Annotated in this window: 23 protein-coding genes; 19 read left to right on the top strand and 4 right to left on the bottom strand. The window is 67.7% G+C overall.

The annotated features are described in order from the left end of the window. Window positions 1–3 precede the first annotated feature (3 nt). The 7 genes from SMAL_RS11360 to SMAL_RS11330 all read left to right on the top strand — a co-directional run bounded on the left by SMAL_RS11360 (window position 4) and on the right by SMAL_RS11330 (window position 6,491). Window positions 4–903, top strand: a complete 900-nt coding sequence (locus SMAL_RS11360) for a peptidylprolyl isomerase (protein ID WP_012511271.1) — start codon at window positions 4–6, stop codon at window positions 901–903. 23 nt (window positions 904–926) lie between these two features. Beyond that, the gene (locus tag SMAL_RS11355) at window positions 927–2,258 is read left to right on the top strand and encodes an MFS transporter (protein WP_012511270.1); all 1,332 of its coding nucleotides are present in this window, start codon (window positions 927–929) and stop codon (window positions 2,256–2,258) included. 122 nt (window positions 2,259–2,380) lie between these two features. Further along, the gene (locus SMAL_RS11350) at window positions 2,381–3,595 is read left to right on the top strand and encodes a coproporphyrinogen III oxidase (protein WP_041864531.1); all 1,215 of its coding nucleotides are present in this window, start codon (window positions 2,381–2,383) and stop codon (window positions 3,593–3,595) included. An 11-nt stretch (window positions 3,596–3,606) separates the two neighbouring features. Further along, entirely contained in the window at window positions 3,607–4,383 is a 777-nt protein-coding gene (locus SMAL_RS11345) for a helix-turn-helix domain-containing protein (RefSeq protein ID WP_012511268.1), read from the top strand. Between the two features lie 19 nt (window positions 4,384–4,402). Beyond that, window positions 4,403–5,146: a molybdate ABC transporter substrate-binding protein gene (gene modA, locus SMAL_RS11340; RefSeq protein ID WP_012511267.1), complete on the top strand. Its 744-nt coding sequence runs from the start codon at window positions 4,403–4,405 to the stop codon at window positions 5,144–5,146. 3 nt (window positions 5,147–5,149) lie between these two features. After that, entirely contained in the window at window positions 5,150–5,833 is a 684-nt protein-coding gene (gene modB, locus SMAL_RS11335; protein WP_012511266.1) for a molybdate ABC transporter permease subunit, read from the top strand. Then, window positions 5,823–6,491, top strand: coding sequence for an ATP-binding cassette domain-containing protein (locus SMAL_RS11330; RefSeq protein ID WP_012511265.1), 669 nt, complete (start codon window positions 5,823–5,825; stop codon window positions 6,489–6,491). Before modB ends, SMAL_RS11330 begins: the two co-directional genes overlap by 11 nt. Before the next feature lie 361 nt (window positions 6,492–6,852). On the opposite strand, the gene SMAL_RS11325 is transcribed toward SMAL_RS11330, so the two are convergent. The 4 genes from SMAL_RS11325 to SMAL_RS11310 all read right to left on the bottom strand — a co-directional run bounded on the left by SMAL_RS11325 (window position 6,853) and on the right by SMAL_RS11310 (window position 10,057). Next, window positions 6,853–8,382, bottom strand: a complete 1,530-nt coding sequence (locus SMAL_RS11325; RefSeq protein WP_012511264.1) for a diflavin oxidoreductase — start codon at window positions 8,380–8,382, stop codon at window positions 6,853–6,855. Beyond that, the gene (locus SMAL_RS11320) at window positions 8,379–8,807 is read right to left on the bottom strand and encodes a PAS domain-containing protein (protein ID WP_012511263.1); all 429 of its coding nucleotides are present in this window, start codon (window positions 8,805–8,807) and stop codon (window positions 8,379–8,381) included. The genes SMAL_RS11325 and SMAL_RS11320 overlap by 4 nt, the downstream gene beginning before the upstream one ends. 207 nt (window positions 8,808–9,014) lie before the next feature. Further along, window positions 9,015–9,329, bottom strand: a complete 315-nt coding sequence (locus tag SMAL_RS11315; protein WP_012511262.1) for an AzlD family protein — start codon at window positions 9,327–9,329, stop codon at window positions 9,015–9,017. Then, a complete protein-coding gene (locus tag SMAL_RS11310; RefSeq protein WP_012511261.1) occupies window positions 9,326–10,057 on the bottom strand; it encodes an AzlC family ABC transporter permease in 732 nt (243 codons plus the stop codon). The genes SMAL_RS11315 and SMAL_RS11310 overlap by 4 nt, the downstream gene beginning before the upstream one ends. A gap of 127 nt (window positions 10,058–10,184) precedes the next feature. Between SMAL_RS11310 and SMAL_RS11305 the strand changes: the two genes are divergently transcribed. The 12 genes from SMAL_RS11305 to gspE all read left to right on the top strand — a co-directional run bounded on the left by SMAL_RS11305 (window position 10,185) and on the right by gspE (window position 21,614). Next, window positions 10,185–10,649 (top strand): Lrp/AsnC family transcriptional regulator, encoded by a 465-nt coding sequence (locus tag SMAL_RS11305; protein WP_005409896.1) that lies wholly within the window; start codon window positions 10,185–10,187, stop codon window positions 10,647–10,649. A gap of 470 nt (window positions 10,650–11,119) precedes the next feature. Beyond that, window positions 11,120–11,800 carry an STN domain-containing protein gene (locus SMAL_RS11300; RefSeq protein WP_012511260.1) on the top strand — a complete coding sequence of 227 codons (681 nt, stop codon included), beginning with the start codon at window positions 11,120–11,122 and terminating at the stop codon, window positions 11,798–11,800. A gap of 16 nt (window positions 11,801–11,816) precedes the next feature. After that, window positions 11,817–12,347 carry an RNA polymerase sigma factor gene (locus tag SMAL_RS11295; protein ID WP_006370838.1) on the top strand — a complete coding sequence of 177 codons (531 nt, stop codon included), beginning with the start codon at window positions 11,817–11,819 and terminating at the stop codon, window positions 12,345–12,347. Between the two features lie 69 nt (window positions 12,348–12,416). Next, window positions 12,417–13,397 carry a FecR family protein gene (locus SMAL_RS11290; protein ID WP_012511259.1) on the top strand — a complete coding sequence of 327 codons (981 nt, stop codon included), beginning with the start codon at window positions 12,417–12,419 and terminating at the stop codon, window positions 13,395–13,397. A gap of 58 nt (window positions 13,398–13,455) precedes the next feature. Continuing rightward, the gene (locus SMAL_RS11285) at window positions 13,456–14,007 is read left to right on the top strand and encodes a hypothetical protein (RefSeq protein WP_006370836.1); all 552 of its coding nucleotides are present in this window, start codon (window positions 13,456–13,458) and stop codon (window positions 14,005–14,007) included. 120 nt (window positions 14,008–14,127) lie between these two features. After that, complete coding sequence (locus SMAL_RS11280) at window positions 14,128–14,712, top strand: hypothetical protein (RefSeq protein WP_012511258.1); 585 nt, start codon at window positions 14,128–14,130, stop codon at window positions 14,710–14,712. A gap of 57 nt (window positions 14,713–14,769) precedes the next feature. Further along, the gene (gene gspG, locus SMAL_RS11275) at window positions 14,770–15,207 is read left to right on the top strand and encodes a type II secretion system major pseudopilin GspG (protein WP_006370834.1); all 438 of its coding nucleotides are present in this window, start codon (window positions 14,770–14,772) and stop codon (window positions 15,205–15,207) included. 9 nt (window positions 15,208–15,216) lie between these two features. Further along, window positions 15,217–16,122 (top strand): type II secretion system minor pseudopilin GspK, encoded by a 906-nt coding sequence (gene gspK, locus SMAL_RS11270; RefSeq protein WP_012511257.1) that lies wholly within the window; start codon window positions 15,217–15,219, stop codon window positions 16,120–16,122. Next, a complete protein-coding gene (gspL, locus tag SMAL_RS11265; protein ID WP_012511256.1) occupies window positions 16,119–17,282 on the top strand; it encodes a type II secretion system protein GspL in 1,164 nt (387 codons plus the stop codon). Before gspK ends, gspL begins: the two co-directional genes overlap by 4 nt. Then, window positions 17,279–17,806 carry a type II secretion system protein M gene (locus SMAL_RS11260; protein ID WP_012511255.1) on the top strand — a complete coding sequence of 176 codons (528 nt, stop codon included), beginning with the start codon at window positions 17,279–17,281 and terminating at the stop codon, window positions 17,804–17,806. Before gspL ends, SMAL_RS11260 begins: the two co-directional genes overlap by 4 nt. Then, on the top strand, window positions 17,803–20,184 hold the full coding sequence (gspD, locus tag SMAL_RS11255; protein WP_012511254.1) for a type II secretion system secretin GspD: 2,382 nt from the start codon (window positions 17,803–17,805) through the stop codon (window positions 20,182–20,184). The genes SMAL_RS11260 and gspD overlap by 4 nt, the downstream gene beginning before the upstream one ends. Continuing rightward, window positions 20,181–21,614, top strand: coding sequence for a type II secretion system ATPase GspE (gene gspE / locus SMAL_RS11250; RefSeq protein WP_012511253.1), 1,434 nt, complete (start codon window positions 20,181–20,183; stop codon window positions 21,612–21,614). The genes gspD and gspE overlap by 4 nt, the downstream gene beginning before the upstream one ends. The last annotated feature ends 7 nt before the right edge of the window (window positions 21,615–21,621 follow it).

Here is a 21,621-nt window from a genome sequence, read left to right as displayed (position 1 = left end):
TTCATGGGCAGCCTGCCGAAATCCCTGCCGATCACCGTGATCGACTCCAATGCCCCGGTTCCGGCCGAGGCGCATTCGCACCACCACGACGCGGCGGAGCAGGGACCGCGCTCGCTCGGGCAGCCGGCGCCGTGCCGGCTGTTCGTGGACGAGACCGCGATCAGCGAGGCCGACATCGCCCGCGAGATGCAGCACCACCGGGCGATGCGCCCGGAACAGTCACGTGCCGAGGCGGCACGTGCACTGGTGGTGCGCGAGCTGCTGCGCCTGGAAGCGCAGCGGCTGGGCCTGCAGGCACCGGAGGGCAACCGGGTCAGCGACGAGGAAGTGCTGATCCAGCAACTGCTGGAAGACGCGATCGAAGACCGCGTGCCGACCGATGAGGACTGCCGCCGCTACTTCGAGCAGAACCCGGAGCGCTTCCGCTCGCCTGACCGCGTGCGCCTGCGCCATATCCTGCTGGCTGCGCCGGCCGACGACGTGGCCGGGCGCTTCGCCGCACGCACCGAAGGCGAGCGGCTGGTCGGACTGCTGAAGGAGTCGCCGCACCTGTTCGCCGATTTCGCCCTGCGCCATTCGCGCTGCCCGTCCAGCAGCGAGGGCGGCGACCTGGGCTGGCTGCAGCGCGGGCAGACCACGCCGGAGTTCGACCGCCAGGTGTTCCGGCTGCGCGAGGGCCTGGCGGGATTTCCGGTGGAATCGCGCTGGGGCTACCACGTGGTCTGCGTCGATGCCCGCGAGGAAGGCCAGCCGCAGCCGTTCGAGGCGGTGCTGCCGCAGCTGCGTGATTACCTGGAGCTGCAGGTACGGCAGCGCGAGGTGCAGGCCTACCTGCTGCAGCTGCAGGAGCGCTACCCGGTGCGCGGGCTGGACGAGATCGACGCCGAAGCGGATATCGGCTGAACCCCATTGAACGAGGAGACCCCATGAACCAGGCCCTTGCCCCCGCCAGTGCCGGGCAGCAGCAGCGTGCGCTGTGGCTGAGCACGTTCGCCTTCACCGTGTGCTTTGCGGTGTGGATGATCTTTTCGATCATCGGCATCCAGATCAGCGAACAGCTCGGATTGAGCGACACCCAGTTCGGGCTGTTGATCGCCACGCCGGTACTGACCGGCTCGGTCAGCCGCGTGTTCCTTGGCATCTGGTCCGACCAGTTCGGCGGCCGCAAGGTGATGGCGCTGGTGATGCTGTGTGGCGCGGTGGCCACCTGGATGCTGACCTATGCGCACACCTACCCGCAGTTCCTGTTTGCCGCGCTGTGCGTGGGTATTGCCGGTGGCAATTTCTCGGTGGGCGTGGCCTACGTGTCCAAGTTCTTCCCGGCCAGCAAGCAGGGCACCGCGCTGGGCATTTTCGGCGCCGGCAACATTGGTTCGGCAGTGACCAAGCTGCTGGCACCGATGGTGATGGTGGCGGCGGGCTGGATGATGGTGGCCAAGGTGTGGGCGGTCGCGCTGGCGATCACTGCGGTGCTGTTCTTCCTGTTCAGCAAGGAGGATCCGTCGCTGGAACAGCGCCGCCGTGATGGCGTCAAGCCGGTGCCGTTTTCCGAGCAGATGGCGCCGCTGAAGAACCTGCAGGTGTGGCGGTTCTCGCTGTACTACTTCTTCGTGTTCGGTGGATTCGTGGCGCTGGCGCTGTGGCTGCCGCATTACCTGGTGGGCGCCTACGGCATGGACGTGGGCCACGCCGGCATGCTGGCGGCGTGCTATTCGATCCCGGCGAGCCTGTTCCGGGTGGTCGGTGGCTGGATGTCGGACCGGATGGGTGCGCGCCGGGTGATGTACTGGACCTTCGGTGTGTCGGCCATCTGCACCTTCCTGCTGGCCTATCCGGATACCGAATATGTGGTGAAAGGCATCCACGGCCCGATCCACTTCCATCTGGCCATCGGCGTGGTGATGTTCACCGTGCTGGTGTTCGTGCTGGGCTTCTTCATGTCGCTGGGCAAGGCCGCGGTGTACAAGCACATTCCGGTGTATTACCCGCAGCACGTGGGTGCGGTGGGTGGTGTGGTCGGCATGATCGGCGGACTTGGTGGCTTCATCCTGCCGATCGTGTTCGGGGCCTTGAATGATGCCCTGGGCATCTGGAGCAGCTGTTTCATGTTGCTGTTCGTGCTGGTGGCAGCTGCACTGGCGTGGATGCATTTTGCTATTCGCCGCATGGAGCGCCGTCACTTCCCGCAGATCGACCGCGAGACCGACCTGCCCGAAGCCATTGATGCGGCCGCCGCCGAGCGGGTGCGTGGCGGTTGAACGGGGTTGCCGGCCAGCGGCCGAAAGGGTAGTGCCGGCCGCTGGCCGGCATGAACCTACCGATGCGCCACGCTTGATTTCAATCAGGGCCACGCGAAGAGGAACGCCCGAAGATGTCTGCCATGAGCTTCCACGTTGACGAGAGCGAGGACACTGCGCTGCAGGCGGCATTGCTGCGGCAGCCCCGGCACGTGCTGTTTCCGGCGGCTGACCAGTTCAGCACCGGGTTTGGCGAAAGCGGCTGGCGCGCCGCCGTGCGCGCCAGCAATGAGCACCTGATCCCGCGTGGCTTGACGCTCGGCTTCCAGGCCGGTCGCGGCGGACGCGATGTGCCGCCACAGGCGTATCTGGACACCTTGCTGCTGGCCCTGCAGCTGCAGGCCGATGCCCTGGCCGAGGACCGCGAAGTAGTGGCGATGGTGCTGCAGCTGGGCTTGGCCGAGACCTTGCCGCCACCCCAGCTGGGCCAGCTGCTGGATGCGGTGCCGCAGCACCTGCGCACCGTGGCACGGCCCCAGGTGGAGGTGCGGCTGGACGCGGGCAGCGCATTGTCGCCAGCGCAGCTGCGTGCGGTGGGCTGCACCCGTTTGAACGTGATCGACCGTGCCGATGCACCGGGGCCGACCCTGCTGGCACAGGCGCGGCAGGTCGGCTTCACCGCGCGCTACTACCAGCTGCGGGTGCCCGGTAGCGAGGACACCGGCTTCATCGAACGGCTGCACGAGGTGCTGGCCGAAGCACCCGAGCGCATCCTGCTGCCGGCACCGTGCGCGCTACCGCAGCGTCCGTCGGCAGCGCATTGGCTGCAGGCCTGGCGCCTGCTGCGCGATGCCGGTTATGAACCCATCGGCGGTGACCACTACCAGCGTGGTGACCTGCCCAATCCGCATGGGCCCGGCGATGGCCAGCGCCACTGCGACCTGGCCGGCGTGCCGCGCCGTGATCGCAGTGATTTCATCGGGCTTGGCCTGTCCGCCTGCAGCCAGATCGGCGAAGTGTTCTACCGGCTGGAGGACGAGCTGGGTGAATGGCGGGCGCGCCTGCAGTCCGGTCACATGGGCGTGGCCGCGGGCCTGATCCTGTCCGAGGACGAGCGGCTTGCGGCCGAGGTGGCACAGAGCATCGCCTGCGACCATGCGCTCGATGCGGCTGCATTCGAGTGGCGTAATGATGAACCCTTCGAGGAATGCTTCGCCGAACAGCTGCCGGCGCTGTCGCCGCTGCTGGCGCGCGGCTGGGCGCAGTGGGATGCACGCGTGCTGCGGCTGGCCGAAGAAGGGCGGTTGCTGTGGCGTATGATGGCCTCATGCTTCCGGCCGGCGGCCGCCATCGCTTGAGTCCTGCCCCGATGTCTTCAACTCCGCCTTCCCAGGGTCGCCTCGGCCGGGCCACGCCGAACCCCGCCGCCGCCGATGATGGCGACGCGCTGCACTTCTGCAGTACCTGTGCATTTTCCGATGCCTGCATGTCGCAGGGTTATGACAAGACCGCGCTGGGCGATCTGCACGTCCTGGTCGACCACGTTGGCCCGTTCCATGCGGGTGACTACATCTTCCGCGCTGGCGAATCGTTCGATTCGATTGCTGCGGTGCGCGCCGGTATGGTCAAGACCTTCGTCGATGACAGCCAGGGCAACGAGCAGGTGCTGGGCTTCAGCCTGCCGGGCGAAGTGATCGGCCTCAATGCGATCCACGGCTCGCGCTTCCCCTGCAATGCGGTGGCGCTGGACACCGTGCACCTGTGCCGCATCTCGTTCCCCAAGCTGAGCCTGCTGGCCACACGCATGCCGGGGCTGCAGGCCAAGCTGTTCAGCCTGCTCAGTGCGGAGATCGGCAAGGTCGCCACGCTGGCCGCGAATCACCGTACCGAAGAGCGCATGGCGGCGTTCCTGCTCGACATGTCCGAGCGTTACGCGCGGCGCGGTTTTTCCGCCACGCGCTTCAACCTGACGATGGCACGCACCGAGATTGCCAATTACCTGCGGATGGCGCCGGAAACCGCCAGCCGCGTGCTGCGTCGCCTGAGCGATGATGGGATCATCGCGGTGAAACAGCGTGAGATCCTGCTGCTGCAGCCCGAGCGCCTGGCGGCGCTGGCGGTGGCCGACGAATCCGATCCGAACTGAACCTGGCCGGGAGCCGACGATGAAGCGCGCTGGACTGTTGTTGCTGGGACTGCTGGCCACGGTGCCGGCCTGGGCGGCCGATCTGACGGTGTCGGCGGCATCGAGCCTGACCGAGAGCTTCCGCGAACTCGGCGCCGCCTATGAGAAGGCGCACCCGGGAACCAAGGTCGATTTCAACTTCGCTGCGTCCGGCGTGCTGCTGCAGCAGATCAGCCGTGGTGCACCGGTGGACGTGTTCGCCTCGGCCGATGAAACCACGATGGACCAGGCCCAGCAGCAGGACCTGCTGGCGCCCGGCACCCGCGAGGTATTCGCGGTGAACGCGCTGTGGGTGGTGGTGCCGCCGCAGGCCAAGGTCGCGCCGCGTAGCTTGAAGGACCTGACCGGTGCCGGCGTGCAGCGCATCGCACTGGGCAACCCGGACAGCGTGCCGGTCGGTCGCTACGCCAAGGGCGCGCTGGAAGCGGCGGGCCTGTGGCCGTCGGTGCAGGGCAGGGTCATCACCACCCAGAACGTGCGCCAGTCGCTGGACTACGTGGCGCGTGGTGAAGTGGATGCCGGCTTCGTCTATGCCACCGATGCGCAGGCGATGCCCGACCGGGTGCGCCGTGCCTTCGCGGTGCCGGTTGCCGGGCGCATCGCCTATCCGCTGGCGGTGACCAAGGCCAGCGCGCAGCCGGCCGAGGCCAAACGCTTCGCCACCTTCGTGCGTTCGGCGCAGGGCCAGGCGATCCTTGCCAGGCACGGGTTCGGCAAGCCCTGAGGCATGGATCTCGACTGGAGCGCGCTGGGGTTGTCGCTGAAGGTGGCCGGCTGGGCTACCGCGATCAATCTTGTAGCGGGCGTTGCACTGGGCGCACTACTGGCGCGGCGGCGCTTTCCCGGCCGCGAGCTGCTGGATTCGTTGTTGACCTTGCCGATGGTGTTGCCACCGACCGTGTTGGGCTATTACCTGCTGGTGCTGATCGGCCGTAACGGACCGATCGGCGCGTGGCTGCAGTCGTGGTTCGGCATCAACCTGGTGTTTACCTGGCAGGCCGCCGTGATCGCTGCGGCGGTGGCCTCGCTGCCGCTGGTGTTCAAGCCGGCACGCGCGGCGTTCGAGGAAGTGGACGGACAGCTGGAGCAGGCCGCACGCACGCTTGGTGTGTCCGAAGCGGCGGTGTTCTTCCGCATCACGCTGCCGCTGGCCTGGCGCGGCATCCTCGCCGGCCTGCTGCTGGCGTTTGCACGCGCGATGGGCGAGTTCGGTGCCACGCTGATGGTGGCCGGCAGCATTCCGGGCCGCACGCAGACGTTGTCGATCGCCATCTACGAAGCGGTGCAGGCCGGTCAGGACGGTAAGGCCAATGCGCTGGTGATCCTGACCTCGGTGGTGTGCATCGTGATCCTGCTGCTGGCCGCACGGCTGGTGGGCGGGCGTCGCCGGGAGCTGCGCGATGTGGCTTGATCTGCAGGTGCAGCGCCGACTGCAGGCGGCCGGCCAGAGTTTCGTGCTGGACGTAGCTTTGCAGTGCACGCAGCGGCAGGTGGTGCTGTTCGGGCCCTCGGGCGCGGGCAAGAGCCTGACCCTGAAGGGAGTGGCCGGGCTGCTGAGGCCGGGCCAGGGCCACGTGCGCCTGCAGGGGCAGACCTTGTTTGACGCGGCGGCCGGCGTGGACCTGCCACCGCAGCGCCGCCGGCTGGGCTATGTCTTCCAGGACTATGCGTTGTTCCCACACCTGAGCGTGCGCCAGAACGTGGCGTTCGGTCTGCAGAAGGGCTGGCTCAATCCACGCACCGGGCAGCGCTTTGATGCAGTGGAGCAATGGTTGCACGCATTCCGCATCGACACAGTGGGCGATCTGCTGCCCTCGCAGGTCTCCGGCGGGCAACGTCAGCGTACCGCCTTGGCACGAGCCCTGGTGACGCAGCCGCAGGCACTGCTGCTGGATGAGCCGTTCTCCGCGCTGGACCATGATCTGCGCCAGCACCTGCGCCAGGAGCTGGAGACCGTGCTGGACAAGACCGGCATCCCGTTGCTGTTGATCAGCCACGACCCGCAGGATGTGGCCATGTTCGGCCAGCAGGTGGCACGCGTCGTGGACGGCCGCATCGTCGGCGATTGACCCGTGCTGGACGCACAGGCGAAGGTTGGTTGCATCTGATGGTAGTGCCGGCCGCTGGCCGGCAACCACGGATTCCGGAGCAGCCGGCCAGCGGCCGGCTCTACCGGCTCAGGGGTTTCGCGACGCACAGGCGATGGTTGACTACAGCTGATGGTAGTGCCGGCCGCTGGCCGGCAACCATGGAATCCGGAGCAGCCGGCCAGCGGCCGGCTCTACCGGCTCAGGGGTTTCGCGACGCACGGGCGATGGTTGACTACAGCTGATGGTAGTGCCGGCCGCTGGCCGGCAACCATGGAATCCGGAGCAGCCGGCCAGAGGCCGGCTCTACCAATCCAGCGTTCGGGCAATCCAGTGGAATGGATCAATACAGCTCGCAGTGCGTGCGGCCTTCACCTCGTAGCGCGTCCCAGTGCCCTTCGCCAACGATGGCATCGATGGCCTCGCGCACCGCGCTTTCCAGGTGGCTCTTGTTGCCGCACAGGTACAGATGCCCACCGCGGGCCAGCACATCGCGCACTTCGTCGGCGCGCTGCTGCAGCACATGCTGCACATAGACCTTTTCGGCGCCATCGCGCGAGAACGCGGTATGCAGGCCGGCCAGCACACCGCGCGCGCGCCAGTCCTGCAGCTGCTCGCGGTACAGGTAATCGTGCTGGCTGTGCTTCTCGCCGAACACCAGGTGTACTTCGCGTTCGCAGGCGTTGGCCTGCAGCTCCTGCATCAGGCCCATCAACGGCGCGATGCCGGTGCCGGTGCCAACCAGCAGCAATGGAGCTTCGCCGGTATCGGGCAGATGGAAGCCGGGATTGGAACGGCAGTACACGCGCGCGTGGTCGCCGCCGTGCAGCAGGCTGCCGGTGGCAGTGCCGAAGCGCTCGCGCCCACGCAGGGTGTAGCGCACTTCGCGCACGCACAGGCTCAGCTGGTCGTCGCAGGGGTGCGAGGCGATCGAATAGGCACGCGGCAGGCGTGGTGAAAGCAGCTCGCGAAGGCGGACCAGCGGAATGCTGTCCGGCGTGGCGTGGTCCTGCAGCACGTCCAGCAGGTCCAGGCCGTGCAGGTAGGCTTCCAGCTCGCGCTTCTGGCTGACCTTCAACAGGCCCTTCAGTACGTCGCTGCCACCGAGCTTGGCCAGTTCGCGCAGCACGCCCTTGCTCAGCAGGCGCAGCTCCCGGTCATGCAGCGTAGCCACAGCGGCGGTGTCGCCGTACCAGGCGGCCAATGCCTGCAGCAGGGCAGGGTCGTTCTCCGGCACCACGTGCAGGGTGTCACCCGCGCGGTAGGCCATGCCACTGCCGGCAATGTCCAGTTGCAGGTGCCAGGCGGCCGGGTCGCTGCTGTTCAAGCGGCGGCGTTCGAGAATGGGGGCGGCAAAGGCATTGTCTTCGCCATAGGCGGTGACCTGCAGGTGCAGGTCCTCGCCAGCGTCGAGGTCGCCATCCAGAACCTGGCCCAGCACCGGCTGCCATTGCTGGAAGAACTGCTCGTAACCCAGGTCGGCATCCACGCGGTGCAGCAGCGGCTGCGCCTGGCGCTCGCTCAGCGCGGCATCCAGCGCCTTGGTGAAGCCGCAGAAGCTGGGGTAGCCGGTGTCGCCGAGGCCGAACACTGCATAGCGCAGGCCGCTCAGTGTCGGAGTCTGGCGCAGGGTTTCAAAGAACTGTTCGCCGTTGGCCGGCGGTTCGCCGTCACCGAACGAGCTGGAGATCGCCAGCAGCACATCGCCGTGGCCGAGGCTGGCCACGTCGATATCGTTGAACGGGAGCACCTGCGGCGCGTGCGGCTGCAGGTCCGCGCCCAGGCGCTGGGCCAGGGCGCGGGCATTGCCCGACTCGGACGCGAAACCCACCAGCAGGCGGCTGAAGGGCGTACTGGTCGGGAGAGCGTTCACGCGGCCTCGTAGAAGTCGTCGAACTTTTCCTTGCTGAACTCGACCAGGTCGTAGTTCTGCATCAGGTCGTTCACCACGCGGCGGATGCTGATGTACGAGGTGATGCTGCCGTCGGCGTCGAACAGCGGCTGCACGGTGGTGTCGACCACGTAGAGCACGCCGCCCTTGCCAAGGTTGGGCACGATGCCGGTCCAGGTCTTGCCGGCCTTGATGGTGTCCCACATGTCCTTGTAGACCGCCTTGGGCACATCCGGATGGCGCACGATGCTGTGCGGCTGGCCGATCAGCTCCTCGCGCGCGAACCCGGTGAGCGTGCAGAACAGGTCATTGGCGTAGGTGATGTTGCCCTGCAGGTCGGTGGTGGAGATCACCATGACGTTCTGCATGGCATTCAGCAGCTGGGCGTTGTCGGGGGTGTAGCTCATCGCAGGTCCTTTGGATGCCGGTGACGCCGGCGTATTGGGTTCCTGCATAGAGATACGCCCGCGCGGCGGCGGGCGGTTTGACATTGATCAAGCGGGTAGTGGGATCGGCTGCGACCGGGTGTCGCAGGGGTGTTCCGCCGGGCATGGCCGGGCGTTACCAGGGGGGCGGTACAGGGGTAGCGCCGGGCCATGCCCGGCGAAGAGGCGTCAGCCCATCAGGTAACGCAACACGCCGGCCGACACCACGCCGATCAACACCGTGGGCAGCATTGAAAAGCGCGTGGCGACCAGTAGCGTGATGGCGAGCGCGGCCAGATCAGCCGGCTTGTCGGCAACGAAGTCCGGGGCGATCACCGAGATCAGCACGCAGCCCGGAGCGGCTTCCATTACCGTCACCGCGCGCTTGCTCAACGAGCGGTTACGCAGAGCGAGAAAGCCGACGATGCGGGTCAGGTAGGTCGCTGCGGCCATCAGCACGATGGTCAGCACCGAGGTCCAGTGGATCAGTCCGTTGAAGATCATGCCGGGTCCTCCGCCAGCAGCCAGGCTGCCGCCAGGCCGGCCAGTGCGCCGCTGGCCACGTACCACGCGCCCGGGATCAGCAGGTAGGTGGCGGCGGCCGCCACCAGGCTGACCAGCCACGGCCGCGCTGCTTTCATGCCCTGCCACATGCCGCGCAGCAGGACCAGGAACACGGCCGGGAAGGCCATGTCAAAACCATAGGCGTGGATGTCGCCCAGCATCGGGCCGACGATCGCACCCAGCGCGGTACAGGCCACCCAGACCGTGTACAGGCCGGCCGAGACGCCCAGGTAGTAGGAAAGGCTGAAGCCGAGCGCACGGCGGCGCGCGTCGGCCACGCCCATCGCCCAGCTTTCGTCGCACATGAAGAACAGGGCCGGCAGCACGCGACGGCGCGGCAGGTGCTGCAGCAGCGGGGCAAGGCTGGCACCCATCAGCAAGTGGCGGCTGTTGACCAGCGCGGTGATCGCCACGATCAGCGCGATATGCGGCGGCGAGCTCCACAGTTCGACGGCGGCGAATTCCGAGCCGCCGGCGAAGTTGAGGCCGGTCATCAGCGGCACTTCCAGTGCGCTCAGGCCCTTCTGTGCTGCCTGGGCGCCGAGTACCAGGGCGAACGGAATGAAGCCGATCATCACCGGCACGGCAGCGCGAAGGCCGCGCAGGAATTCGGCACGCGGCGCGGTATCGCAGGTGTCGGGCAGGGGGAGGGTGGTACGGGCGTCCATGGAACGGCACAACGAGGTAGGGGTGGCCCATGCTAGCGGTCCGATCGCGAAATCGGGTTGCGTTGATGCCATTCGATTCGAGAATATTGAGATTCCATGCGGCCAGGGTCGCCAAAGGTGAAATCCAATGCAGTACCAGCTCGACAACCTTGATCGCCGCATCCTCGACGCCTTGCAGCGTGACGGCCGCCTGCAGAACCTGGAGCTGGCCCGGCAGGTGGGCCTTTCGCCCTCGGCCTGTCTGCGCCGGGTGCGATTGCTGGAGGAGGGCGGCTACATCGACCGCTACGTGGCCTTGTTGAACGAGGCCAAGGTGGGCCGCGGCTTCACGGTGTTCGTGCGGGTGTGGCTGCGCGGACAGGACGAGGACACCACCAATCACTTCATCAACAGCATCAAGTCTTTCCCGGAAGTGCTTGAATGCCATCTGATGGCCGGTGACTGCGACTTCCTGCTGCGGGTGGCGGTGGCCGATCTTGATGCCTACCGGCAGTTCCAGATGCAGCACCTGAACCGGATTGCCGGGGTGCAGAACACGAAGACCGAGATTCCGATGCAGCGGATCAAGCAGACGACCCAGCTGCCGCTTTGAGGAATGGGTGATTTCTGGCCGGGTTGCACCCGGCACCCGCAGAGGCAACAGCCGGAGCAACCGCAACGGCAACAGCGATGTTCCCTGGGGCGGCGGGGCGGTGTGGCCAGGCAGGACACGCCGTAAACCCTTCCTTGGGGGCTCGGTGGCGCCATCCATGGCGCCAACGGTCCTGCCTGGCCACACCGCCCCGCTGCCTGACAGTTCCCCGCGACCTGTCGGGGTCGGATCCCGTTGCTGCGCAACGGGCTCTGACCACAGGAGCAGATGAAGATGTCTGTTCACTCTATTGATTGATTGCTGATTCGTGGGGGCGTCACGGAGCCTGCCTCGACACCAGACCGTAGGCAGCGGTCATCGCAATGACATCTGGCCCCGGTACGGTTTGAGCCCGCTTGCTGGTCGCGCGCGGGCCGGGGCTCCGGTCGTGTCGCGCGTCCACTGCAGCTGCTGTCGCTGCCGAGGGTCATGTGTTCTACGTCAGGGGGCTGAATGGACACCATGCGGTCAGAACTTGGAAGGTGGCCATCGCCGCATGGCTGCTGCTGTCCTTTGCCGCTGCCGCACAGGACGGTGTTCATGCCTACGACATCCCTGCGCAGCCGCTGGAACAGGCGGTCGAGCGCTTCAGTGTCATCAGTGGGTGGTCGGTGATGTACCCGGGTGACCTTGCCGCCGGGCGCAGCAGTCACGCGTTGAGGGCCAGCTTGCCGCCACTCCCCGCGTTGCAGGCGCTGCTGCAGGGCACCGGCATCGAGGCCGAGATGATCGGTGAGCAGCGCGTGGTGCTGCGCCGGGGCACGCCCTCGGTCGCCGAACCTGGTACTGGTGCCGAACTTCCCGAGGCCGAGCGTCGGCGTCGCTATGGCGGGCTGCAGCAGCGCCTGCGTGCGGCGTTCTGTGACGACCCCGAGATCGCGCCCGGCCGCTATGCCGCGACGCTGCGCTTCCACGTCGACAGCGAAGGCCAGGTGCATGCGCCCGAGCTGCTCTCAGGCAGTGGCAGCGCCCGCCGCGATGCACGCCTGTTGCAGGCGTTGCAGGGCCTGGTGCTGGCGGCCGAGGCCGCTGCGCTGCCGCAGCCGGTAACGCTGCAGATCCGACCTTCCGGCACCGACCACGACTGTGGCCGGCGCTCGCCCCTTCCATGACTTCAAGGATTCGAACATGAGCAACGGTACGGCTGGGGCAGTTGACCTGATGGACCACCTTCTGGGGGCCTACGACGAGCTGAAGCGCCGCCTGGTGCGCAAGCTCGGCTCGGAAGAACTGGCCGGTGATGCACTGCAGGACACCTGGATGCGTCTAAGTGCTCGTCGTGACCGGTTGGATGCGGTGCAGAACCCGGCGGCCTACCTGCTGCGCATGGCGATGAACACGGTGATCGACCGCCAGCGGGCCGATCATCGCCTGCTGAGCCTGGAAGAGGTGGATACGCTGATGGACATGGCCGACCCGGGTCCGGGCCCGGCACAGGCCGCCGAGCTCGAATTCGCGCTGGAGGACATGGTCGGCCTGCTGCAGCGCATGCCCGAGCGCCGCCGCCGCATCCTGCTGGCGATCCGTGTTGATGGCCTGCAGCAGCGTGATGTGGCCGATCACCTCGGCGTGTCGCTGCGGCTGGTGCAGCGTGAACTGAAGGCGGCCCAGGACTATCTGGCCGAGCGCAGCGGGCAGGGGCGCCAGGTGCGGTTCTGAGCGGCGGCATCCGTCTACACTTTGACGCCGAGCAGAACCCCGCAGCGTGCGGGTCCGGCATGAGCCCCCATGGATCCTGACGATCGCCCGCAACGCCCGCTGGATGCCGTCGAGCGTCAGGCCCACGCGTGGGTGGTGCGCCTGACCTCGGGCGAAGCCACCGCCGCCGACGGGCGCAGGTTCCGGGCGTGGTGCGAGGCCGATCCTCTCCATCGTGAAGCATTCGGCCGCGCGCGCCGGCAATGGGAGCAGGTGCGCCTGGCCGGCGAGCAGCTGCCCGCCGCTGCGCGCCAGGCAATTGCCGCGAGTCCTGCGCAGCGCTGGAGCCGTCGTGCCTTCCTCGGTGCAGCGATTGCCGCCCCGGCCAGTCTGGTAGTGGTGGCGGCGATCCGCCCACCGCTGGGGCTGTGGCCATCGGTGACGGCGATGGCGGCCGACTTCCATACCGGCACCGGTGAGCGGCTGCAGATCGCGCCTTCGCCACAGCTGAAGATTGAGCTGGACACCCAGAGCAGCCTGCGCCGCCGTGCGGACGCGCAGGGCGAAGGCTTCGAGCTCGTACAGGGCCAGGCCGCGATCGAAACCCAGCCTGGCCTGCGCCTTGCATTGTTCGCTGGACCGGGCTGCGTGATCGCTGATGAAGGTGCGGTGCGCCTCGACGTACGCAACACCCATGGCCAGGTGCGGGTGACCTGCCTGCATGGCAGCGCCCGCATCGAGCATCCGCAGGGCCGGCTGCAGCTGCAGGCGGGCCAGCAGACCCAGTACGACGAGCGCCTCAGTGGCGTGGTGGCCGAGGCCGTGGCCTCGGACGTGAGCGCCTGGACCGAAGGCATGCTGGTGTTTCGCCGCGCGCCGCTGCACGAGGTGGTGGACGAGATCAACCGCTATCGCCGTGGCAAGGTAATGCTGGGCGAATCGGCATTGGCCCGCGCGCCGGTCAGCGGCCGCTTCCGCATCGATGATCCCGATGCAGCGCTGGAGCAGCTGCGACTGACGATGTCACTGGATCTGCGTCGCTTTCCGGGTGGCATTGCCGTCCTTGGTTAGATGAAGACGCTGCCCGTGCGCGTCGCGCGGGGCTGTTGCAAGCAAGGAGAAGCCAAGGATGCGCAACGAGACCATCGGTGTGCTGGATCTGCGTCGCAACCTGTCGGCGTTGCTGGAAACCACGCAGCGGCGGCCGTTGATGGTGCATCGCTATGGATCGCCCTGGGTGTGCGTGGTGTCCGATGCGCACTGGCAACAACAAGCAGTGCTGCTTGAGTTCGATCCGCAGTCACACCCGTTGGCGATGCTGCTGCGCCTGCAGCAGCAGGCTGTGCCGTTGCCCGAAAGTGGCGTGTTGCCGCCGGCGGCGATCGCCCGTGCGCTGCTGCTGGCGGACATGCACGGCATCGATGATCTTCCGCAGCTGCACGAGCAGGTCCAGCAGCAGCGCCTGTGGCACTGGTTTGTGGCCGGCGGCCATGGCGTGATGGACGGCTGGCAGCTGCCAGCGCTGCGTGTCGCGATGGCGTCATGGCTGGATGACGCAGGCATGACCGATGTGCTGGCGGCGTTCGCGCAGCGCAGCGACGTGGCGGTGCTGGCGCGGCGATGCGGTGGCGACGCACCACGGCTGGATCGCGAAACCTGCAGGCGGATGACGTTGCTGTGACGCTGCGGATGAAGCGCCACCCAGTGCACAGAGATGCATTCGCGTTGTCGCTTCACCTGCCTTGTCGACGTCTTCTCCAGAGTACGACGCACCACGCGTCGCGGAGCACAGGCGGCGCTGATGGCAGACAGTCGCAGGATCAATATGCTGGAACTGGATCGCCACCTGAGCCAGTCGCTGGAACAGGCGCGGCATGCACCATTGAACGTGCAGCGCTACGGGCATTCATGGGTCTGGGTGCTGTCCAGCGACGCCTGGGCCGACGCCGCGCGCTGGGCTGCACTGGACAGTTCGTCGCATCCGCTGCTGGCATTGCGCAGGGCGCTCGACCCGCAACTGCGGCCCTGGCCCGAATGTGCGGCGGCGCTGCTGCCGCTTGAGGCCGGTGATGTGCGCGTGCTGCAACGCGCGGCATTGCTGGTGGTGATGCGCGGCCTGAACAGCGCGCAGCGCGTGTACGACGATCTGCGCTACCACCAGGCCTACCGGCAGTTCATCGGCCTCGACCACGGCACGGCCTGGTCGCCGATGCAGTGCGTACGTCTGTTGCAGGCCTGCGCACATCCACTGCTGCGGGCCTGTATCGACGACACGCTGGGCAGCCTTCCATCTCCGTTGCTTGAAGCGGCGTGTGCGCCAGCGGTACGTGCTGCACCGCTGCAGGCACAGCCGCAGCGAATAGCAGGCGGATGTTTATCGTACTGACACATGCACCGCTGACCATGGCGCAGCGGTCTCTTCCAGGATGATGAGGGCGGAACAATGGCAAGGCAGGTGGGTGGTCGCAGGGCTCGGCAGCAGGGTTTCAGCCTGATCGAGATCATGGTGGTGGTAGTGATCATCGGCATCCTTGCCGCATTGATCGTGCCGCGTTTGATGGATCGCCCGGACCAGGCGCGGGTGGTTGCGGCGCGCCAGGATATCGCCGCGCTGATGCAGGCCTTGAAGCTGTTCAAGCTGGACAATGGCCGCTACCCCAGTGCCGAGCAGGGCCTGCAGGCGCTGGTGAAGCCGCCACAGGGCAGCGGCACGATGCCGGTCACGCCGTACCTGGACCGGCTGCCGAATGATCCGTGGGGTCACCCGTACCAGTACCAGATTCCCGGCACCCATGGCGATATCGATGTGTTCTCGCTGGGCGCGGACAGCAAGCCCGGCGGTGACGCCGGGAACGCGGACGTCGGTTCCTGGCAGCTCTGAGGCGCGCCGATGGCAGCCAGGAAGTGTTCGGTTTCGTGCGCCCGCCAGCGCGGCATGGCGGTGATCGTGGCGATGCTGGTGGTGGCGTTGGTGGCCGTGATCGCCACCGCGCTGCTGACCCGGCAGTCGGCGCAGCTGCGCGCGCTGCGTGGCGACCAGCTGCGTGCGCAGGTGCGCATGGCCGTGGATGCGACGCTGGAGCGTGCCGCGCAGCAGCTGCGTGAGGATGTGCGCGAACAGTTGACCACGGTCCGCAACGGGCGCTGGGCGCGGCCATTGCAGCTGCAGGCGCCGTTGCCAGTGCAGCTGCAGCTGGTCGATGCGCAGTCCATGTTCAACCTGCGCAACCTGCTGGCCTACGGCAAGCCGGACCCGGAAGCGCGGCGCGCGTTCATCGCGTTGTGCTCCGGGCAGGGCCTGGGGCAGGGTGCCTGTGCGTCTGCGGCGGATCACATCCAGGCGCGCCTGCGCGATGGCGATGTCCAGGCGCAGGCTCCGTTGCCGCGTGAATCACTGATCGAGCAGGCCTTCGCGGGTTCCGATCCAATGGCCGTGCAGGCGTTGGCACGGCGCACCGTGGTGCTGCCTGCGCAGACCCTGGTCAACGCCAACACCAGCGATCTCAGCGTCCTGCAGGCGGTCGTACCCAGTGTCGAACCCGGGCGCCTGCAGGCGCTGCTCGGTGAGCGCGATGGTGGCCATTGGCTGCTCAACCGCGGCGACATCGCCAATCGGCTTCAACTGAGCAACGCGCAGATGGCGGTGGTACCGCTTGGCATCCATAGCGAGTGGTTCCTCGCCGTCGGCCAGGTGCAGGCCGATGGCAGTGTGGTCGACTTCCGCGCGCTGATCTGGCGCGAGTACCGCGACGACAGTGTGCGCGTGCAGCGTGTGTGGACGAGGATCGGTGCATGAGCGTGCAGCTGAGGGTGCGCCTGCCGGCGCTGGAACGCCTGTGTGCCGACAGTGCGGTTGAGTGGGCGCAGTTGCACAAGGGTGGGGTGCTGGCCAAGGGCCGCGACGCATTGGCCGTGCTGGGTCAGCGTCATCCGCAGGCAGGGGTGCTGGCCTGCCTCGATCCGCAGGATCTGATCCTGCTGGAGCTGCAGCTGCCGCCGCTGTCGGGCCGCAGGCTGCAGGCCGCGTTGCAGGGTGAAGTGGAGGCGATGCTGCTGGATGACCTGCAGGAGGTCGCGCTGGCGCATGGTACCCAGGCGGCCGATGGCAGCGTGCCGGTGGCCTGGCTCGGGCAGCAGGCGATCATGCAGGCGCAGCAGCTGCTGGCCTCGTGCGCACTGCAGCTTCAGGCGCTGTATCCGACGCCGCTGCTGCTGCCGTGGCAGAACGGCCAGGCAACGCTGCAGGCTGACGGTGAGCATCTGCTGGTGCGCTGCGGGCGCGATCGTGGCGTTGTGCAGTGGTGCGGTGGGCGCGACGTGGGGGCGGTGCTGCAGTCGCTCGCGGCGCGCCTGCAGCAATCCGGGGTGCAGGCCGTGCAATGGATCGACAGCGTGCCGTCGGTGTGGCCGGAGAGTCTGCCGGCAACCGTGGTCGCGCATGAACTACAGGCGTGCGGCCCCCTGCCAGCGTGGTCGTTGCCACTGCCGGGCCGCAGCAGGCAGGCACCGCGGTTGGCAGTCGGCCTGGCAGTGGCGGCGCTGGTGCTGGCGGCGCTGGGCCTGCAGCTGCAGGTCTCGCGCTGGCGCAGCGAGGGCGAGGCGCTGCAGCAGGACATGGCGCGGCAGTTCAGTGCGCGCTTCCCGGAGATCACCGATGTGGTGGACCCGGTACTGCAGGCGCGGCGCGCGCTGGCGGTGCCGTTGCCGGCGCCGCCGTTGCCACCGGTGCAGCGGCAGGTTGCCACCACACTGCAGGCAGTGCCGGAGCTGGGTGGTCAGGTGCGTGGTCTGCATTACACGCCGGGCCAGCTGGAACTGGAGCTGGATGACAACGCACGGATATTGGCCGATGACGCACAACGGCTGGAGCAATGGCAGCAGGCCGTACAGGCGCAGGGTCTGCAACTGGTGCGGGACGCGGGCGGCCGCCTGCGCGTGAGCGGGGGCGGGCAGTGACTGCCAGGACGCTGCGCCTGGGCGAAGGTCTGGCAGGCCTGCAGCTGCGCTGGCAGCGCCTGCCGCCGCGCGACCGGCTGATGCTGTGGGTGATGGTGGTGGCGCTGCTGGCGGCGGGTCTGTGGATGTTGTGGCTGGAGCCACTGCTGAAGCTGCGCACGCATTGGCAGGCCGAACTGCCACGGCTGCAGGCGCAGGCGCGCGTATTGGCGCCGCTGCTGCACGCCCGCGAACGCCAGCAACTGGCGCAGGGGCATCAGCCGACGCTGGCTGGGCTGCGCGGACAGATCAAGACCGCCGGCCTTGCCGACGGACTGCATATCGACGCACGCGACGGGCGCTGGCACCTGCAGGTGCAGGCGGTGCCCGCTGACGCGCTGTGGAACTGGCTGCTGCCCGTGCTGGCCGATCCGGCCATCGAACTGCAGCAGCTGCAATTGACACGCACAGGGGACGCGAACATGCCGGTGGCACGGATTTCCGGAAACATCGTGATGGCACCCACCGTGGGTGGCCGTCCATGAGGGTGATGCGCAGCCTTGCCTGCAGCACCGCGCTGGCCCTGGTGGTGGGCATGGCCCACGTTCCGGCACCGGTGCTGGCGCAGGACGCCCGCGATGAGCCGGTGCAGTTGAACCTGGTGGAGACCGATATCGGCGGTGTACTGCGCATGGCGGCGCGCTTCACCGGTCGCCAGTTTCTGGTCGACCCGCGGGTGACCGGCAAGATGACCGTGGTCTCTGATGGCCCGGTCAGCCGTACCCAGGCTTACCAGTTGCTGCTTGGCGCACTGCGCATGCGTGGCTTTGCCGTGGTCGAGAACGGCGGTGTCAGCCGGGTGGTGCCGCAGGCCGACGCCAAGCTGCTTGGTGGGCGTGTGGGCGCCGGCGGGGCCGGCGGCGAGGTGGCCACGCGCACCTTCGCGCTGCGCTACGAGAATGCCGCCGCGCTGGTAGCGGTGCTGCGGCCGATGATCAGCCCGGACAATCCGATCACTGCCAACCCGGGCAACAACACCCTGGTGATCACCGACTACGCCGACAACCTGGAACGCATCGCGCGGGTGATTGCCAGCGTGGACACTCCGGCGGGCATGGACACCGACGTGGTCAAGCTGCAGCAGGGTATCGCCGTCGACGTGGCGGCGATGGTCGCGCCGCTGCTGGATGCGCAGGGTGCCGAACCCAACCAGAAGGTGGTGGTGATGGCCGACCCGCGCAGCAATAGCGTGCTTCTGCGCTCCAGCAGCCCCGGCCGTACCCGCCTGGCGCGGCAGCTGGTGGAGAAGCTGGACAAGGCGCAGGACGAGTCCGGCAATCTGCATGTGGTCTACCTGCGCAATGCCCAGGCCAACCAGCTGGCCGGTGTGCTGCGCGGCGTGGTGGCCGGGCAGAGCGATGCACCGGCAATGGGCAGCAACGAAGGCATCACGCCACTGCCCGGCGATGCAAACCGTTCCACACCCGCGCAACCGTCGCAGCCACAGCAGGCCAAGACCGGTGGCAATGCGCTGGAGTCGCAGCGGCTGGACCCGAATCGCCGTGATCCGATTGATGCCGGCAGCACCGGTTTCAGCCAGAACGGCATCTCGGTGCAGGCCGACGTGGCGACCAACACGCTGCTGATCTCGGCGCCTGAGCCGGTGTACCGCAACCTGCGGCGGGTGATCGATCAGCTCGACCAGCGCCGTGCACAGGTACTGGTGGAAAGCCTGATCGTGGAAGTCAACCAGACCGACGCGGCCGAACTGGGCGTGCAGTGGATGCTGGGCAATGGCCGCACCTTCGGCGGCACCCATTTCGGTGGTACCAACGGCGGCAGCGGCCTGAACACCGCCGCGCGCACCACGCTGGACGTGCTGCCCAAGGACGGTCTGAAGATCGGCGTCATCGACGGCACCATCAACCTGCCCGGCGTCGGTCAGATCCTCAACATGAAGGCGCTGGCCAACGCGCTGCAGAGCAAGGGCGGTGCCAACATCCTGTCCACGCCGAACCTGATGACGCTGGACAACGAAGCGGCCAGCATCATGGTCGGCCAGACCGTACCGTTTGTCAGCGGTCGCTACGTGACCGACGGTGGTGGCGGCAGCAACAACCCGTTCCAGACCATCGTGCGCGAAGACGTGGGCCTGAAGCTGCGGGTGCGCCCGCAGATCTCCGAGGGTGGCACGGTGAAGCTGGACATCTACCAGGAAGTCAGCAGCATCGACGCGCAGAGCGCGAACAGCACGGTCGGCATCATCACCAACAAGCGCGCCCTGGATACCAGCGTGCTGCTGGACGACGGCCAGATCATGGTGCTGGGTGGCCTGCTGGAAGACAGCGTCAGCCATGGCCGTGATGCGGTGCCGGGGCTGGGAAAGATCCCGGTGCTGGGCGCCTTGTTCCGCAGCGACACGCGCAAGCGCGCCAAGACCAACCTGATGGTGTTCCTGCGCCCGCACGTGGTGCGTGACCCTGCCGCCGGGCAGCGCTTGACCCGCGACCGCTACGACTACATGCGCAATGCACAGGCCGGCACGCAGCCGGTACAGAGCTGGGCACTGCCCGCCTTGTCGGCGCCGCAGCTGCCACCGCAGGACTTGTCTGTGCTCGGCCAGGGCAATGCGCGCGATGGACAGGGCCAGCCGCTGCAGAACACCAGCCTGGCGGCGTTGTATCCGGCCGGTGAGGGCGATGCCCAGCTGGTGCAGTTCGCGCATGGGTTGGACCCCGCGAGTGCCAGCCAAGGCGTGGCGCAGGTGCGGGCACTGGGCCTGCAGGCGTATGCCGAAGCGACGCCCGGCGAGAGCGGGCAACGCCTGCGCGTGCGATTGCCACGCGATCCGGCGACGCTGGACCCGGCACTGCAGCAGCTGCGCGGACTCGGCTACACGCCGGAACTGGTGATCGGGCCGTGAGCGCCGCCGCGCCGCTGCCGTACGCCTGGGTGCGCAGCCATGGCGTGATGCTGTCCGAGGCGGGCGGCGAGGCCGTGTTGCTGGGCACCGCCGAAACTGCGGCGTGGGCCGTGGCCGAACTGCGCCGCCGGCATGGCCCGCTGCCGTTCCAGGCGCTGGATGCAGCGGCCTGGCAGCAGCGGCTGGGTGAGCAGTACCGTGACGGCGGCGATGCCGCTGCCGTGGTCGGCGCCGCTGAAAGCGAAGTCGATCTGGACCGGCTGATGCAGGACATGCCGGAAGTCACCGATCTGCTGGACGCGCAGGACGATGCGCCGGTGATCCGCATGATCAACGCGCTGCTGGCACAGGCCGCACGCGATGGCGCCAGCGACCTGCACATCGAACCATTCGAGACCCACTCGGTGGTGCGCTACCGGGTGGACGGCACCCTGCGCGACATGGTGCAGCCGCGGCGCGCACTGCACGCGGCGCTGGTGTCGCGCATCAAGATCATGGCCCACCTGGACATTGCCGAGAAGCGGCTGCCGCAGGACGGGCGCATCGCGATCCGCGTGGGTGGGCGTCCGCTGGACATCCGTGTCTCCACGGTGCCGACCGGGCATGGCGAGCGTGCTGTGCTGCGCCTGCTGGAAAAGGATGCCGGCCGTCTGCAGCTGCAGCGCCTGGGCATGGCCGATGACACCCTGGCCACGTTCACCGGCCTGATCCGGCAGCCGCACGGCATCGTGCTGGTCACCGGCCCGACCGGCAGCGGCAAGACCACCTCGTTATATGCGGCGCTGGGCCAGCTCGACAGCAGCACCAGCAACATCCTCACCGTGGAGGACCCGGTGGAGTATGACTTCGCTGGTATCGGCCAGATTCAGGTCAACGCGCGCATTGGCATGAGTTTCGGTACCGCGTTGCGTGCGATCCTGCGCCAGGACCCGGACACCATCATGATCGGAGAGATCCGCGACTTGGAGACCGCGCAGATCGCGGTCCAGTCGTCGCTGACCGGCCATGGCGTGCTGGCCTCGCTGCACACCAATGATGCGATCTCGGCGGTGACCCGCCTGGCCGACATGGGCGTGGAGCCTTTTCTGCTGGCGTCCTCGTTGCGCGGCGTGCTGGCGCAGCGGCTGGTGCGGCGCCTGTGCACGCAGTGCCGGCGTGCCGAGGTGGATGGCGAAGGCCACACCGTGTGGCGTGCGGTTGGCTGCGCGGCCTGCGCCAACAGCGGCTACCGGGGGCGTACCGGCATCCACGAGCTGTTCGTGGTGGACGATCGCGTGCGTGCGCTGATCCATGAAGGGCAGGGTGAACCTGCGCTGCGCGAGGCGGCGCGGCGTGCCGGCATGCGGACCTTGCGCCAGGACGGCCAGCGTTGGGTCGACAGCGGGGTGACCACGCTGGAAGAGATCCTGCGCGTCACGGGCGACGACTGAGGCCTGC

It is taken from the genome of Stenotrophomonas maltophilia R551-3 (genome assembly GCF_000020665.1).
GTDB lineage: Bacteria > Pseudomonadota > Gammaproteobacteria > Xanthomonadales > Xanthomonadaceae > Stenotrophomonas > Stenotrophomonas maltophilia_L.
The sequence above is the reverse complement of the archived record's forward strand: the minus strand, read 5'-3'. Positions and strand labels throughout refer to the sequence as shown.